General features: G+C 76.3%; 7 protein-coding genes. 5 read left to right on the forward strand and 2 right to left on the reverse strand.

The window, feature by feature from the left end; all coding sequences use genetic code 11:
* Positions 1-9: 9 nt before the first annotated feature.
* Together tal and tkt are read right to left on the reverse strand one after the other, a co-directional pair.
* Positions 10-1,116 (reverse strand): transaldolase, encoded by a 1,107-nt coding sequence (tal, locus tag ACQPYD_RS09145; RefSeq protein ID WP_433700575.1) that lies wholly within the window; start codon positions 1,114-1,116, stop codon positions 10-12.
* Positions 1,117-1,200: 84 nt separating this feature from the next.
* Positions 1,201-3,294 (reverse strand): transketolase, encoded by a 2,094-nt coding sequence (gene tkt, locus ACQPYD_RS09150; protein WP_433700576.1) that lies wholly within the window; start codon positions 3,292-3,294, stop codon positions 1,201-1,203.
* A 672-nt stretch (positions 3,295-3,966) separates the two neighbouring features.
* On the opposite strand from tkt, the gene ACQPYD_RS09155 reads away from it, so the two are divergent.
* The 5 genes from ACQPYD_RS09155 to ACQPYD_RS09175 all read left to right on the forward strand — a co-directional run bounded on the left by ACQPYD_RS09155 (position 3,967) and on the right by ACQPYD_RS09175 (position 16,080).
* Positions 3,967-4,932, forward strand: coding sequence for a heme o synthase (locus tag ACQPYD_RS09155; protein ID WP_433700577.1), 966 nt, complete (start codon positions 3,967-3,969; stop codon positions 4,930-4,932).
* 347 nt (positions 4,933-5,279) lie between these two features.
* The gene (locus ACQPYD_RS09160; RefSeq protein ID WP_433700578.1) at positions 5,280-6,173 is read left to right on the forward strand and encodes a DUF4132 domain-containing protein; all 894 of its coding nucleotides are present in this window, start codon (positions 5,280-5,282) and stop codon (positions 6,171-6,173) included.
* Positions 6,170-11,023: a hypothetical protein gene (locus ACQPYD_RS09165; protein WP_433700579.1), complete on the forward strand. Its 4,854-nt coding sequence runs from the start codon at positions 6,170-6,172 to the stop codon at positions 11,021-11,023. Before ACQPYD_RS09160 ends, ACQPYD_RS09165 begins: the two co-directional genes overlap by 4 nt.
* A 180-nt stretch (positions 11,024-11,203) precedes the next feature.
* Positions 11,204-12,346, forward strand: coding sequence for an ATP-binding protein (locus ACQPYD_RS09170; RefSeq protein WP_267949027.1), 1,143 nt, complete (start codon positions 11,204-11,206; stop codon positions 12,344-12,346).
* 5 nt (positions 12,347-12,351) lie between these two features.
* A complete protein-coding gene (locus tag ACQPYD_RS09175; RefSeq protein ID WP_433700580.1) occupies positions 12,352-16,080 on the forward strand; it encodes a DUF5682 family protein in 3,729 nt (1,242 codons plus the stop codon).
* Positions 16,081-16,163: the final 83 nt, after the last annotated feature.

Genomic DNA, 16,163 nt, shown 5'->3' on the forward strand with positions numbered 1-16,163 from the left:
GGGGGCGCCTCAGGCCGAGGCGGCCAGCTTCTCGGAGAGGCCCTTGAGCAGGCTCTCCCACGAGGCGACGAACTTGGCGACGCCGTCCGTCTCCAGGTGGCCGAACACCTCGGTCAGGTTCACGCCCGCGGCCTCCAGGGCGGCGAAGTCGGCGTGGGCCTGCGCGTAGCTGCCGAGCACGGTGTTGCCCGTGACCACCGCGTGGTCGCCGGCGGCGTCCAGGGTGGCCTGCGGCATCGTGTTGACGGTGTCGCGCGCGACCAGCCCGGTGACGTAGAGGGTGTCCTCGTAGGCGGGGTCCTTCACGCCGGTGGAGGCCCACAGCGGGCGCTGGGGCTTGGCGCCGAGCGCCTCCAGGGCCTTCCACTCCTTGCCCTCGAACACCTGCTCGTAGGCCTGGTAGGCCAGGCGGGCGTTGGCGAGCGCGGCGCGGCCGAGGAGGGCGGTGGCCTCCTCGGTGCCGATCGCCCGCAGCCGCTTGTCCACCTCGGTGTCCACGCGGCTGACGAAGAACGAGGCCACGGACTGGATCCGGGAGAGGTCGTGGCCGTTGGCGCGGGCCAGCTCCATGCCCTCCAGGAACGCGTCCATCACCTGGCGGTAGCGCTCCAGGGAGAAGATCAGCGTGACGTTGACGCTGATGCCCAGCCCCAGCACGCGGGTGATGGCGGGCAGGCCCTCCGCGGTCGCGGGGATCTTGATCATCAGGTTGGGGCGGTCGACCAGCCACCACAGGGCCTTGGCCTCGGCGACCGTGCGCTCGGTCTCCATGGCCATGCGCGGGTCCACCTCCAGGGAGACCCGGCCGTCGACGCGGTCGGTGGCGTCGTACACCGGGCGGAGGGTGTCCGCCGCCCAGCGGATGTCGTAGGCGGTGAGCAGGCGCACGGCCTCCTCGACCGAGACGCCGCGCGCGGCGAGCTCGCTCACCTGCTCGTCGTAGGCGTCGCCCTCGGACAGCGCCTTGTCGAAGATGCTCGGGTTGGACGTGACGCCGACGACCTTGTGGGTCGTCATCAGCTCCGTCAGGTTGCCCGTCCGCAGCCGTGTGCGGCTGATGTCGTCCAGCCAGACCGACACGCCTGCCCCGGACAGGTCCTCGAGTGGGTTGCTCATGGTGTTCGCGCCTTCCTCACGGGCGTTGCCGCCCTCTCGCACAAGGGGAGCGGGTCCCGCCGGGCGACGGCGGGACCCGCGCTGTCAGCGTCCGGCCCTGGCGGCGCTCTTGCGAGCCGCCTCCACGACGGCCTCGGTGGTGAAGCCGAACTTCTCGTACAGGGTCTGGTACGGGGCAGAGGCGCCGAAGTGCTCCAGGCTCACCGACTCGCCGGCGTCGCCGACGTAGGAGCGCCAGCCCATGGCGATGCCGGCCTCGACGGACACGCGGGCGCGCACCGACGACGGCAGCACGCTCTCGCGGTACTCCTCGCTCTGGTCCTCGAACCACTCCACGCACGTCATGGACACGACGCGGGTGGGCGTTCCGGCCTCCTCCAGGACCTTGCGGGCCTCCACGGCGATCTGCACCTCGCTGCCGGTCGCCAGCAGGATGACCTCCGGAGATCCGCCGGTCGCCTCGGCCAGCACGTAGCCGCCCTTGACGGCCTCCTCGGCCGGGGCGTACTCGGACCGGTCCAGGACGGGCACGTTCTGCCGGGTCAGGGCGAGCGCGGCCGGGCGGCCGGAGTTCTCCATGACCGCGCGCCACACGACGGCCGTCTCGTTGGCGTCGGCCGGGCGGATCACGTCGAGGCCGGGGATGGCGCGCAGCGCCCACAGGTGCTCGACCGGCTGGTGGGTGGGGCCGTCCTCGCCCAGGCCGATGGAGTCGTGCGTCCACACGTAGGTGACCGACAGCCTCATCAGCGCGGCGAGGCGGACGGCCGGGCGCATGTAGTCGCTGAACACCAGGAAGGTGCCGCCGTAGGGGCGGGTCGGGCCGTGCAGCGCCATGCCGTTGAGGATCGAGCCCATGCCGTGCTCGCGGATGCCGAAGTGCAGCACGCGCCCGTACGGGTTGCCGGGGAACTTGCTGCTGGCCCGCTCGAACGGCAGGAAGGACGGCTCGCCCTTGGGCGTGGTGTTGTTGGACCCGGCCAGGTCGGCGGAGCCGCCCCACAGCTCCGGGAGCACCGGGGCCAGGGCCGAGAGCACGTCACCGCTGGCCTTGCGGGTGGCGACGCCCTTCTCGCTGGGCTCGTACGTGGGCAGCGCCTCCTCCCAGCCGTCGGGGAGCTTGCCCGCGGCGAGGCGGTCGAACAGCTCGGCGCGCTCGCCCGCGCCCTGGTGCCACGCGTCGAAGGCGGTCTGCCACTCGGCGCGGGCCTCGCTGCCCCGCTCCAGGGCCTTGCGGGTGTGCTCGATGACGTCGTCCTGGACCCCGAACGGCTCGTCCGGCAGGCCGAGGATGCGCTTGGTGGCGGAGATCTCGTCGGTGCCCATGGCGGCGCCGTGGACCGCGCCGGTGTTCTGCGCGTTGGGCGCGGGCCAGCCGATGACGGTGCGCAGCTTGATGAAGGTCGGACGCTCGGTCTCGGCCTTGCCGCGCAGGATCGCCTGGTAGAGGGCGTCGATGTCCTCCACGTACGAGCCGGTGGAGGTCCAGTCGACCTCTTCCACGTGCCACCCGTAGGCGCGGTAGCGCGCGGCCACGTCCTCGGAGTGGGCGATGCGGGTGTCGTCCTCGATGGAGATCTGGTTGTCGTCCCAGATCATGATGAGGTTGCCCAGGTTCTGGGTGGCGGCCAGGGCGCTCGCCTCGTGGCTCACGCCCTCCTGGACGTCGCCGTCGGAGCAGAACGCGTAGACGTGGTGGTCGAACGGGCTCGCGCCCGGACCGGCCTCGGGGTTGAACAGGCCGCGCTCGCGGCGGGCCGCCATCGCCATGCCGACGGCGTTGCCCACGCCCTGGCCCAGCGGGCCGGTGGTGGTCTCCACACCGGCGGTGTGGCCGACCTCGGGGTGGCCCGGGGTCAGGCTGTCCCACTGGCGCAGGGACTTGAGGTCGTCCAGCTCCAGCCCGTATCCGGCGAGGTAGAGCTGGATGTACAGGGTGAGGCTGGAGTGGCCGATCGACAGGACGAACCGGTCCCGGCCGACCCAGTCGGGCGCGGCGGGGTCGTGGCGCATGACCTTCTGGAACAGCAGGTACGCGGCGGGAGCCAGGCTCATCGCGGTGCCGGGGTGTCCGTTACCCGACTTCTCTACCGCGTCCATCGCCAGCGCCCTGACCGTGTCGACGGCGCGGAGGTCGAGGTCCGACCACTCCAGGGATTGCGGGGTGTGGGCGTTCACGGACTTTCGTTCTCCTTCTCGGGCACCCCTCGCGCCCGGGCTGCGGGCTGGGTGCGTCGGTTGCGTTGGTCATCGGCGGCGCCGGGCGCCCCGGGACGGCCCGCCGGAGGGACGGGGCCGTGAGGGGTGCGGGAGGGCGGGCCGCGCTGCGGTTGTCAAGGCGCGGACGCGTCATCGGTGGTGCCCCCGGCGACGGCCGCCGCGGCCGGGAGACCACGACAGGTTCGGCCGTGTTCGAGCCTATCGTCCGCGCCCCGGGATGTCGTTGCCCGACACCTCTCATTACCGTGTGGTAGCTCCGCTGGTCCGGAGGGGCGCGGGCCGTGCGCCGCGGGAGGCCCGTGCCCGGGGGACCCCGGCGCGTGGCAGGCTGGATGAGCGACGGGGCGTGTGCGACCCTTCTGTACACCCGGCGGCCCGTGTGCGATCCGCGGAGCCGGGACCAGGGCCTTTCGTTGTGAGGGGGCTGGTCCACGGTCCCCGCGAGGAAGTACTACAGTATGTCGTTGACGGGGTTTTCGCCGTTCCTGACGCTTTGTCGGTCCGCTCGGCCCCGCGTGGCGAGCAGTGTCGAAATCCCGAGAGTTGTCGAGGTATCCGCGTGTCTGAAACCGAGCCGGTACCCCCCGTGGGGACGCGAGCGAGCCGTCCGGCCGTGAGGGCGCGGCACTGATGGCGCTCACGAACCGCGTACCGGGCACCACCCCCGACGGCCACGAACCCGAGGCCCCCCGCAGGGCCACCACGGGCGAGTACGTCAAGGCCTACGTGGCGCTCTCCAAGCCCCGCGTCATCGAACTCCTCCTCATCACCACCATCCCGGTGATGTTCGTCGCCGCCGGAGGCGTGCCACCGCTGTGGACCGCGGTCGCCACCCTCCTCTTCGGCACGATGTCCGCGGCCAGCGCGAACGCGATGAACTGCTACATCGACCGCGACATCGACCGTGAGATGCGTCGCACCAGGCAGCGTCCCGGCGCGATGGACCTGGTGACCCCCCGGGGCGCCCTCACCTACGGGCTGGTGCTCGCGGTCGGCTCCACGGTCGGGTTCGCGCTCCTCGTGAACCTGCTGTCGGCCGCGCTGTCGGTCTTCGCGATCCTGTTCTACATCTTCGTCTACACGCTGCTCCTCAAGCGGCGCACGGCCCAGAACGTCGTCTGGGGCGGCATCGCCGGGTGCATGCCGGTGCTGATCGGCTGGGCGGCCGTCACCGACAGCCTCGACTGGGCGCCGTTCGTCCTGTTCCTGGTCGTGTTCTTCTGGACGCCGCCGCACACGTGGACGCTGGCCATGCGCTACCGGGAGGACTACGCGCAGGCCAAGGTGCCGATGCTGCCCGTGGTCGCCAGCGACCGCCGGGTCCTGCTGGAGTGCGTGCTCTACAGCTGGGCCACCGCCGTCGTGTCGGTCGTCTTCTGGCCCGTCGCCGGCACCACCTGGTTCTACGGCGCGGTCGCCGTCGCCCTCGGCGCGCTGCTGGTGTTCCAGGCGCACCGCCTGCTCAGCCGCTCCCGGGCGGGCGTCACCGGCGCCCAGCTCAAGACGATGGGCTTCTTCCACCTGTCCAACGCCTACCTGGCGCTGCTGTTCGTGGCGGTCACCGTCGACCCGCTGATCGCGAACGCGCTGGGCTGACCCCGCCGACGCACACGTGGCGCCGTCCCCTCGGGGGCGGCGCCACCGTGCTGTCCGCCGCCCGCGGCCCCGCGCGTGCGCGGCGGCGGGGAAGCGCGTGGAGCAGGCGGAGAAGCAGATCGACGCGGCCCCGCGGGGCATATCCGCCGTGGCGGGCGACCGGCCCCCGCCGCCGCGTCCCGGCCGCGCGGGGCCGGCGCGGAGCGCGGGGTGGGAGTCGGCCCGGCGGCCCCCGGCCGCGCGGCGGCGGTGACCCGCGGTGCACGGGAACGCCACCCTTCGTGGCGGAGAAGGCGCCTACGACGGCTGCGTCCCGTGTTGTCACCGGTCACCGCTATAACCTCACCATGGCAACGACTTCCCCACCCCCTGCCGCCGAGCCGGTCTGGACCGACGGCCCGGACGGCTACGCGCTCGCCCTCGACGGCGCCTCCCTCGTGTGCCGCAACGCCAGGGGCCGCAGGCTCAAGACCGTCCCCAAGAAGGTGCGCGAGTCCGCCGAGGCCGAACACCTCCGCGGCGTCCTGCTCCGGCTCGAACTCCACGAGCGCGAGTGCGTCGAACGGGTCGAGTCCTGGCTCCTGGGCTCCCTCCCCGTGCCCGCCTCCGTGATCGCCCGCGTGTGGGCCGACCCCGCCTGGAGGGAGCTGCTCACCGACCTCTTCGTCGTCCCGGCCGGGGGCGGCGAGGGCGGCTTCCTGCGGGGCGTGGACGACCGGGGCCGGATCGGCGTCCTGGACCTGGACGCCGAGAGCGTCTGGCTGGACGCCGACCGGGTCGTCCCGGCCCACCCCGTCCTCCTCGAGGACCTGGAGGACGTCCGCGAGTTCGCCCTCGAACTCGGCATCACCCAGCGCCTGCCGCAGCTCACCCGCGCGATCCACCGCAAGCCCGACGCCGTCGAGGCCGGGGCCACCGCCGTCGAGGACTACTCCGGCGGGGAGTTCGACCAGCTGCGCCACGCCACCGGACGCGCCCAGCGGTACGGGTTCACGGTCCGCGGGGGCTACGCCGTCTGCCGCGTCACGGAGCGGGGGCGCCCGGTCCAGGCCCGCTACTGGATCGGCTCGGACGCGCCCGACTACGAGACCGCGACCGGCCGGCTCCTGTGGGTCGACGACGCCGAGCGCCCCCTCCGGCTCGGCGACGTGGGACCCATCGCCTGGTCCGAGGGCATCCGCATGGCCGAGCTGATCCACGCCGGCCGCAGGAACACCGAAGAGGAGACGACGCAGTCGTGACCACCACCACCGGCGCCGGCCTCCTCGAGGCGGGCCTCGCCCCCCTGGACGCCCCGGCCGACGGCGCCGCCGACACCGTCCGCGCCCGCGCCTACACCCACCCCGCGCTGGGCGGGCGCACCGTCGTGCGGCTCGTCCCCGACACCCTCGCCCCCGCCGAGGACGCGGCCCTGGACTTCCTCGGCTTCACCGTGGAGGAGGCCTCCGAACCCCTGGCGCTGGCCCGTCCGCGCGGCCTCGGCTACCCCGAGTGGGCACTGGTCAACGACCCGGAGCGCCGCGCCGAGGCGCTCGCCCTGGTCCGCCCCATGGAACGCGCGGCCCGCCTGGCCGCGAACCGCCCCGGCCCGGCCTCCGACGAGTTCGCGCGCATCGCCGAGGGCGTGCCCCTGCACCACCTGCCCTCCTACTGGGAGCAGGCGGGCCGCGCGTTCGTCGCGGCGGACAACGCGCGCACCGCCGCCGTCATGTTCGGCCGCGCCCGCGAGGCCGAACGCGTCTACAGCCTGCCCGTGGACGAGGCGACCCGCCGGGAGGCCTTCCTGGAGTTCGCCTTCGCCGGCGCCCTCACGGTCAAGGCCCTGGCCGGGCACGCCGCCGAACTCGCCGCGCGCTACGAGCCCGCCCGCGCCTACGCGGAGTTCCGCGAGCTCAGCATCCGCCGGACCCTGGGCGGGCTCCCGCCCTGGACCGGCCTGCCCAAGCAGATCCGCTCCCTCGCCGGGGCCGCCGGGCTCGACCCGGCCCGTGAGGAGGCCGACGTCCTGCGGGAGCTCCTCACCGTGCCCGCCACGTCCTCGGCCCCGGAGGGCTTCTGGAAGGCGGCGCGGCCGGGCCTGGTCGCCCTGGGCCGCTCCGACGAGGACGCCGCCCGCGCCCTGCTCGGCCTCTTCGTCTCCGGCGGGGCCGCGTTCCAGCAGTGGTGGCTGGAGATGCTCGACGACGCCGGGGCCGTCGACCTCCTCGCCGACCCGGCCCGGCCGGTCCCCGGAGGCGCCGCGGCCTGGTTCTCCCGGATGGTCTCCCACTGCCGGGGCTGGCGGCGGAGCGTGCCGCACCGCCTCCTGGACCTGGTGCCGCGCCTCGCCGGCCGCCTGCGCGCCGACGGCGACCCGGTCGGCCTCGGAGGGCGCGGCAGCCGGTTCCGCGGCGAGATCTCCCCGGTGCTCCTCGACCTGTGCCTCGAACTGGGCGTGCCCGTGCTCCCGCCGGAGGAGGCCGCCCTGGACCTGGAGTCCTGGGTGGTCGACCGGAGCGGAGCCCCCCGGCGCGACCTCGCCCACGTGCGGGCGGACCCCGTGTGGGAACCCGTGCTCGCCGCCTCCGCCACCGGGTACGGCCGGCACCACGGCCGGGTCCTGGACGAGCTGCTGCCCCACGAGTACCTGCACCCCTACGTGGACCGGCGGCTCGGAGAGCTGGTCGGCGCCATGGGCGGGACGGCCCTGGCCCAGCTCGGCCTCCACCTGGGGCAGCTCAGGTCCGAGGTCGGGGGCGACGCCTTCCGGGCCTTCCCCGACCGCCTCGCCCAGCTGGAGTCCGTCGACGTCGCCGGGGCGCTCGCCGTGACCCTGCGCGCCGGGATCGTCGGCGAGTACGCCTGGGAGGCGCTGGAGGAGGCCGCCAGGGAGCTCGGAGCGACCGGTACCGGCAAGGGTCCCGGGATCAGCGGCACCGCCAGCTGGCCCGTCCTCACCCTGGCCTCCGCCGCCAAGGTGATCGCGGTCGGGCCGCGCGGCCGGGTCGCCGAGCACGTGCCCCGCCTGCCGGCGGGGGCCAGGGACGTCCGGGCCGTGTACGCCGACGGGGCCTTCCTCGTCGTCTACCGGGCCGACCGCGAGAACCGCGGCTACTGGACCACCGACCCCGACACCGTGCTCGTGTTCTCCGGCTACGGCTCCGCCGTGTACTCCTGGGGGGCGCGCGGCGGGAGCCCGGGGGTCGCCCAGCTCACCGCGGACGGCGCCCGCATGGGCGGCCACCGCGCCGTCCGGGCCGGCGACGACCCCGGCAAGGCCGACCGCCACGTGCTCGGCGACGGCCGCACCCACTGGGTGCTGGACCGCGGCCGGCTGCACGAGACGGACCCCGCCACCGGGGACCGGGGCCGCGGGAGCCTGCCCGCCTTCCTGGAGGAGCAGCCCCTCGCAGAAGGGGAGAGGCTCCTCCTGCACGCCTGCACGCTGGGCCCCCTGGACGGGCCGACGGAGGGCTCCCCCCTCGGAGGGGCCCACGGGGTCGCCGGGTTCGCGGTCGTCTGGCTCGGCCGCGGCGCGGGACACACCGACTTCCGGATCACCGCCCCCGACGGGCGCTCCGCCGAGGTGCGCGTCCCGGACGGGAGGGGGCGCCACTCCTACGCCTCCACCGTCCCGGCCGCCCTGTTCACCGCCCCGGGCGGCGCCACCCACGCGCTCAGCGGCGCCGGGGGCGCCACCCTCCTGGCGGCAGACGGCTCCGGGCAGGTCTGGAGCTGCCACACGGGCGCCGCCTGCGAGTGCACCGCCAAGTGGGGCGTCCCCTACCTCCCCGAACCCGTGTTCTGGCACTTCATGACGGTGAGGGACCCCCGCTCGTCCGCCCTCCTGCGCCGCGTGTCCGCGGCCGACCTGGGCCCGCTGCTGGACGCGGCCGAGACGGAGCGGCGCGCGGACGGGACGGCGGGCACCGAGCTCACCCCGAAGGCGGCCGGGGCACTGCTCTCCGCGGACGGGGCCGTCCCCGACGAGAGCCTGGTCCGGAACGTCGCCGGGTTCGCGCACTCGGCCGCCGGGCTCCGGGCGGAGCTGGGCGACTACCTCGCCGGGATCCGCCGGACCGTGGAGCGCGCGCAGAGGAGGCCCGAGTCGGAGCCCCTGGCCCGCGGCCTGTACCGCTTCCTCCCCGTCCTGGGCAGGGACGACCACGACGCCAGGGCCCACCTGGAGGCCACCTCCCGGTTCCTGCGGGGGGAGGCCGGCGCGGGGGAACTCGCGGACCGGCCCCTCACCAGCGCGGACTGGAGCGTCCTCCTCGGCCGGATCGGCGCCCTGGCCTGGCAGGCCGCCCTGCCCGCCGTCGGCGAGGACGAGCGGGCAGCCCTGCTGGACTTCCTGCGGAGGTGGTCGGGGACCCTCTTCGCCGACCGCGCCGCGACCGTGGAGACGGGGAGGGTCGTCGGCGGGGAGGAGTTCACGCCCCTGGCGGGGGAGGGGATCCGCCGCGCCGACGTGGGGGTCCGTTCCAGGGTCCCCGGCGCGGAGGAGCGCTCCGAGCGCGGCACCGTGCACACCTTCGTGGAGGCCCGCACGGGCGCAACCCCGTCCTCGGAGTCCCCCGGGGCCGGGTACGAGCGCCGCCGGGCCGACCTGGCCTGGGGCGACGCCGCCCAGCTCACCGCGTTCACCGCCGCCGTCGCCGAACGGGGCCCGATCCCCTGGGACCCCGGCGCCGCGGAGGCCCTCGCCGGGGACACAGGGCTGATCCCGGAGGCCGCGGAACTGCTGCTGCGCGCCCCGTGGTGGGCCGGCGGGGGCGCGGTCCCCGACCTGGCCCGGCGCGAGCTGGGACTGTCGGCGGTCGGCGCCAAGTTCGCCGCCGAGGAGTTCGCCGGCGTCACCGCGCAGGACGTGCTCGACCTGTACCGCGAGGCCCTGCCCGCAACACCGGAGGGCATCGCCGCCCTGTGGGAGCCGGGAGGCGTGTCCGGGGTCGCCGAACGCGTCGCCCGGGCGTGGAACGCCCGCTTCGGACGCCGGCTCGCCCTGCCGGAGTCCACCCTGACGGCGTTCGGGGCGTCGGGGCTGGACCGGGTCGGCCTCCAGCGGCTGCGCCTCCTCGCCGACCACACGGGTGAGGCGGCCCTGGACCGCGACGTCGTCTCACGGCTCCGGCTGTCCGAGAGCCGCCACCACGCCTACACGGAACTCCTCCACACCACGGTGGAGGCGGGGCGGCTGAGCGCCGTCCTCGTCGACCTCGCCCACCTCGTCCCGTGGGCCTGCAACGAGCTCCCCGCGGGGGACCCGGTGCGCGAGGGCGTCCCCGCCACTCTGGCCGCGGTCCGGGAGCTGCTGGGCGCCCCCGGGCTGCTGCTCGGCGTGGGGGCGATGTGGGTCACCGACGCCCGGCGGCGCCTGGAGGAGGTGGGGGGCGAACCCTACCGCGACCCCGCGGGCGGCACCCCGTTCGCGGAGAGCGCCGACAACGGCGTGGCTGTGCTGACGGCCGACGGCCGCGGCGTGCTGCAGGTGTGGTTCCGCCCGTCCGGGCTGGGACGGGACGTCCGTTCGAGGGTGCTGCGGAGCGTGGTGGCCGACGGCTCGGGCTACGCCGGGCAGGGGGTCCTCGCGGAGGTCGAACTCCTGCTCGGCGAGGGCTTCACCTCCCTGGCCGAGCGGGTCTCCTCCGGGAAGCTGCCCGAGGGCGCCCGGGAGCACGACCCGGCCGCCTCGGCCCCCGGGATCCTGGAGGAGGCCCGCGCCGAACTCGGGCTCTCGCCGGACGCCGCCCGCCTGTACCTCCAGCTGCTGACGCTGCTCGAACCCACCGACCGCAGGATCCGCGCGGTCAACGGGTGGACCCCCGCACGCCACAAGAAGGTCCAGGCCGAGCTGGCGGCGACGGACCTCGTGCTGACCGCCAAGCGCTCCCGGTCGGGGCGCTCGGTGTTCGTCCCCGGCCCCTGGACCGACGCCAAGGCGCCCAACCTGCCGTACGAGGCGTGGAAGCTGCCGCTGTACGACCTGGGCGCACGGAGCAACCGCCTGCCCTCGGGCCGGCTGGTGAGGTTCCACGCCGCCCGCCCCCTGCCGGACCTCTTCGCCGAGGCATGGGGACGCTTCCGCGACGGGGACCGGCCCGGCCGGTAGCCCGCCGGTCCGCGGCCGCGCCCCCGGGCACGGACGCGGACCGGGACCCGTTCCCCGCCGGCTCCGCACCGCCGGAGCCGGCCGGGGCGCCCCCGGCCGCCGCGGGCGTCCTCCGCGCCGCGCGGACCGGCCCCGCCCGTCCCCGCCAGACCCGACCAGAACCCACCCCGAGGAGAAGCGGTGCCAGAAACCGCGCCCGACGTCCAGATCGAGCCCGCCGAACTCCGGTACGCCGGGGAACTCGCCTTCCTCGCCGCCCACGACCCCGGGCCGCGCCCGCCCGGCTGGCGGCTCACCCCCCGCGCCGTCGTGACCTTCGTCGTCGGCAGCGGCGGCGCCGCGCTGCGGCTGCCCGCCCCCGTCGACGGGCTCCCCTCGAGCATGGAGATCCCCGCCAAGTTCGTCGGTGAGCGCGGGCTCGTCGAGCGCTGCGTCGTCACCCTCGCGGGCGAACGCGGCCTGCTGCTCGTCGGCGAACCGGGCACCGCCAAGTCGCTCCTGTCCGAACTCCTCGCCGCCGCCGTCAGCGGAACCGGCTCGCTCACCGTGCAGGGGACCGCGGGAACCACCGAGGAACACCTGCGCTACGGCTGGAACTACGCGCTCCTGCTCGCCAAGGGCCCCACCGTCGACGCCCTCGCGCCCTCCCCGGTGCTCACGGCGCTGCGGACGGGCCGCGTCGTCCGGGTCGAGGAGGTCACCCGCTGCCTGCCCGAGGTCCAGGACTCCCTGGTCTCGCTGCTCTCCGACCGGCGGATGGCCGTCCCCGAGCTCACCGACGACGGCCAGTTCCTGGCGCGGCCCGGCTTCAACGTGATCGCCACCGCCAACCTGCGCGACCGGGGCGTGTCCGAGATGAGCGCCGCGCTCAAGCGCCGCTTCAACTTCGAGGTGGTCCCGCCCATCGCCGACCTGGAGGCCGAGGTGGACCTCGTGCGCCGCCAGGCGGGCACGGCGCTGGCCCGCCACGGCCACGAGCTCCCCGTGGACGACGCCGTGCTCGAAGCGCTGGTCACCGCCTTCCGGGACCTGCGCTCCGGAGCCTCCGTCGAGGGCTGGCCCGTGGAGCGGCCCACCACCGTCATGAGCACCGCCGAGGCGGTGGGCGTCACCACCTCCCTCGGGCTGCAGACCGCCTACCTGGGGGCGGCCGACCCCCTCGCCCTCGTCCCCGGCTACCTGCTGGGAGCGGTCCGCAAGGACGACCCCGACGACCAGGGGCGCCTGCTCGCCTACTGGGACTCCGCCATCCGCCACCGGGCGGAGAACGGGGCCCGGCTGTGGAAGCGCCTGTACGAGCTGCGCCACGTCGTGGGGGAGTGAGCCGCGTGTCCCACGAACCGGACCACCGGGGGCCCTCGCCCGCCGCGGGCGGGGCCCCGGCGCCGGACGCCGCAGAGCTCCTCTGCGGGCCGACGGGGGCCGCAGCCGTCCCCGAGGCGCTGGCGGCGTGCACGGATCCCCTCCTCATCGGGGTGCGCCACCACTCGCCCGTGCTCGCCGCGGCGGTCCCCGCGCTCCTGGACGCGGCGGACCCCGACGCCGTGCTCGTCGAACTCCCGCTGGAGGCCGGGCCGTGGCTGGAGTGGCTGGGCCACCCGGACACGGTGGCCCCGGTCGCCCTCGTGCTCGGCGACGCCGGGCGGGGGGAGCACTCCTACTACCCCTTCGCCGACTTCTCGCCCGAGCTCGCGGCGGTCCGCTGGGCGCGTGCCCGGGGCGTGCCCGTGCACGCCGTGGACCTGCCCGCCTCCCTGGCCGTCGTCGACGACGGCGGCGCCGGCCCGGCCGAGGGCCCGGCACCGGACCGCGCGCTGCTGCGCGCCGCCGGCGTCGAGGACGGGGAGGAGCTGTGGGACCGGCTGGTGGAGGCGCGCTCGTACGGCGCCGCCCCCGAGAGGGTCCGCAGGGCGGCCCTCGCCCTGGGGTGGGCGCACCGCGCCGCCGCCCTCCGAGCGGGCGGGGTGGGAGCCCGGGACCGCGCCCGCGAGACCTGGATGCGGCGCCGCATCGGCGAGATCGGCGCCGCCAGGCCCGTGGCGGTCGTGGGCGCGTTCCACGCCGCCGCGCTCCTCCCCCCGCACGCCCTGCCCGCCGCGGTCCGGCCGCCGGGGGAGGGGGACCCGGGCGGCGCGCCGGACACCGCCGCGGCGGCGTTCCTGAGGGGGCCCGAGCCGGAAGGCCTCCCGGCCACCGGCGGGATCGCTGTCCCCGTACCCGGGGAGCAGCCCGGCGAGGGGGTCTCCACCGCCCTCATCCCCTACACCTTCGCCCTCCTGGACTCGCGTTCCGGCTACCCGGCCGGGATCCGGGACCCCGAGTGGCAGCAGGACGTCCACGCGGCCGGGGGAGACCCCGAGGGGGTCGAACGCGCGGCCGTCCGGCGCCTGTCCGCCATCGGCGGCCGCCTGCGCGCGGACGGGCACGTGTGCGGGGTGCCCGACACGACCGCCGCCTACCGGATGGCCCGCGACCTCGCGGCCCTGCGCGGACTGCCCGCCCCGGGCCGCCGCGAGCTGGTGGAGGGCCTCTCCGGCGCTCTCGCCCAGGGCGAGCCCCTGGGCCGGGCCCGCGCCCTGGCCCGTGCCGCCCAGCACGAGCTGGTCGGCTCCCGGCGCGGCGCCCCCGCCCCCGGCGCCCCGGTCTCCGGCCTGGTCGCCGACGCCGCCTCCCTCCTCCGCCGGCTCGGCCTGCCCGGACCGGGCGAGGAGGGCCGGGACCTGAGACTGGACCCCCTGCGCGGCGGCCGCGACCGCGAACGCCACATCGCCCTCCACCGCCTGTACGCGGCGGGCGTCTCCTACGCCGAACCCCGGCAGGGCGGGCCCACCGCCGACGGGGAGACCCTGGGCCGCCTGTGGACCGCGCGCTGGACACCGGCCACCGGCGCCACCCTCGAACTCGCGTCCTGCTACGGGCCCACCCTCGAACAGGCCGCGCGCGGCCGCGTCGCCGCACGCCTCCGCGACGCCGGCGACGGCGGGGAGGGCTCCCTGACACCGGAGGCCGCCGGCGCCCTCCTCACCCAGGCCGCCGAGTGCGCCCTGACCGACCTGGCCGCCGAACTGGGCGACCGCGTCCGGGAGGAGGTGCTGCCGCGGGCGGGCCTGTCCGACGCCGTGGAGCTCCACGACCGGGTCCAACGCGTCGTCTCGGGCCAGGTGCCGGGCATGCCGCGCGCCCCCGAGCCCCTGCACCGGCTGCGCGTGCGGCTGGCCGAGGCGGCGGTCGCCTCCGTCCCGGGCGTCTCCGGCAGCACCGACCCGGCGGACGCCGCCGCGCTGCTGCGGGTCGTGCGCCTGGTCCAGGACCAGGCGCCGATTCCCGGCGCGGTGGGGTCCCAGCGACTCCTGTGGCACCTGGGACTGCTCGCCGAGAGCGGCGGGCCGCTCGCCCAGGGAGCGGCCTCCGCCGCGCTGATGCTCCTGGGCGACCTCGCGCCCGGGGACATGGCCGTACGCCTGGCCGGCTGGGTGGAGGCGGCGGCCGGGGGCGGGCCGCTCGCCCTGCGCCTGGCCGGGGCCCTGACCGTGGCCGCCCCCGTGGTCGAGGCCGACGCCGGCGTCCTGGACGCGCTCACGGCACGTGTGGAGGCCTGGCCCGACCCCGGCTTCCTCACGCGGCTGCCCGCCCTGCGCGAGGGGTTCGAGGCGCTGTCGGCTGCGGCGCGCTCGCGCTTCCTGGACGCGGTCACCGAGAGGATCGGCGAGGTGGACGCCCGCCTGGAGGCGCCGCCGGAGCTGGCCCTCGCGCTGGCCGGAGCGGACGCCGCCGCACGAGCGGCCCTGGAGGCCCTGGTGCCGGGGCTCCTCCACGGCGCGGACGCGGCCCCCTCGGGGGCGGGGACCGCCGCTCCCGCCGCCGGCAGCCGGGCCGCGGACGGCCCCGGCGCCCCCTCCGCACCGCTTCCCACCGGGTCGGGGGACACCGCCGGTCCGTCCGTCCCGCACGCCATCGGGGCGGCGGACCGGTGGCGGCTCGTCCTCGGGCGCCGGCCCCGGGGCGGCGGGCCCCTGGCCCGCAGGGCGTCGGCGGCGCTCGACGAGCTGTACGGCCGCGGCCACGGGGAGGGCTCCCAGGAGACCTCCGACCGCCCCGGCGCGAGGGGCGGCGACGGGAGCCCCGAACCCGCCGCGCGCCGGTGGGACGAGGAGCTCCAGGACCTCTTCGGCGGCACGGTCCGCGAGGAGGTGCTGGGCCGGGCCGCCGCGCGCGGCCGGGCCGACGCCCTCGACCGCCTCGACCCCGGCCGGGTCACGGCCTCCGTCGACCTGCTCGAACAGGTGCTCTCGCTGGCCGGGGCGCTGCCCGAGGCGCGTCTGGCCAAGCTGCGGCCCCTGGTCGCGGCGATCACGGAGCAGCTGGTGCGGCAGCTCGCGCGCCGCATGAGCCCCGCGCTGTCGGGCCTGTCCGTGCCGCGCCCCACCCGCCGGCGCGGCGGGCCGCTCGACCTCGGCCGCACCGTCCGCGCCAACCTGCGCACGGTCCGCCCCGGCCCGGACGGACCGCTGCTGGTCCCCGAGGCGCCGGTCTTCCGGACCAGGGCGCGGCGGAGCGCGGACTGGCACGTCCACATCGTCGTGGACGTGTCGGGGTCGATGGAGCGCTCCACGGTCTACGCGGCCCTCGTCGCGGCGGTCCTGCACGGCCTGCCCGCGCTGAGCGTGTCGTTCACGACCTTCTCCACGGAGGTCGTGGACCTCACCGACCGGGTGCCGGACCCGCTGTCCCTCCTGTTGGAGGTGTCCGTGGGCGGCGGCACCGACATCGGCGCGGGGCTGGCGCACACCCGGGCGAAGGTCGGGGTCCCCAGCAGGACGATCGTCGCGCTCGTCACCGACTTCGAGGAGGGCGGGAACCTGTCCCGCACCCTGGCCGAGGTACGCGCGCTCGCCGACTCCGGGGCCCACCTGCTCGGGCTCGCCGCCCTCGACGACACGGGGGCGCCGGTCTGCAACCAGGCGCTCGCCGCGCAGTTCGTCGCCGCGGGCATGCCGGTCGCGTCGCTGAGCCCGCAGGAGCTGGCGTCGTGGATCGGTGAGAAGGTGCGGGGGTGAGCGCCCGGGACGGGCACGCCGTCGGCGGGCTGCCCCCGGCGCCGCGCGGGCCGGCCGCCCCCCGCACCCCCCGGCGGGACGCG

Source organism: Nocardiopsis sp. CA-288880, assembly GCF_050955985.1.
GTDB classification, from domain to species: domain Bacteria; phylum Actinomycetota; class Actinomycetes; order Streptosporangiales; family Streptosporangiaceae; genus Nocardiopsis; species Nocardiopsis tropica.

Coding starts and splice junctions, on each gene's coding strand:
- ACQPYD_RS09160 (WP_433700578.1), top strand. CDS start 5,280: ATGGCAACGACTTCCCCACCCCCTGCCGCCGAGCCGGTCTGGACCGAC.
- ACQPYD_RS09155 (WP_433700577.1), top strand. CDS start 3,967: ATGGCGCTCACGAACCGCGTACCGGGCACCACCCCCGACGGCCACGAA.
- tal (WP_433700575.1), bottom strand. CDS start 1,116: ATGAGCAACCCACTCGAGGACCTGTCCGGGGCAGGCGTGTCGGTCTGG.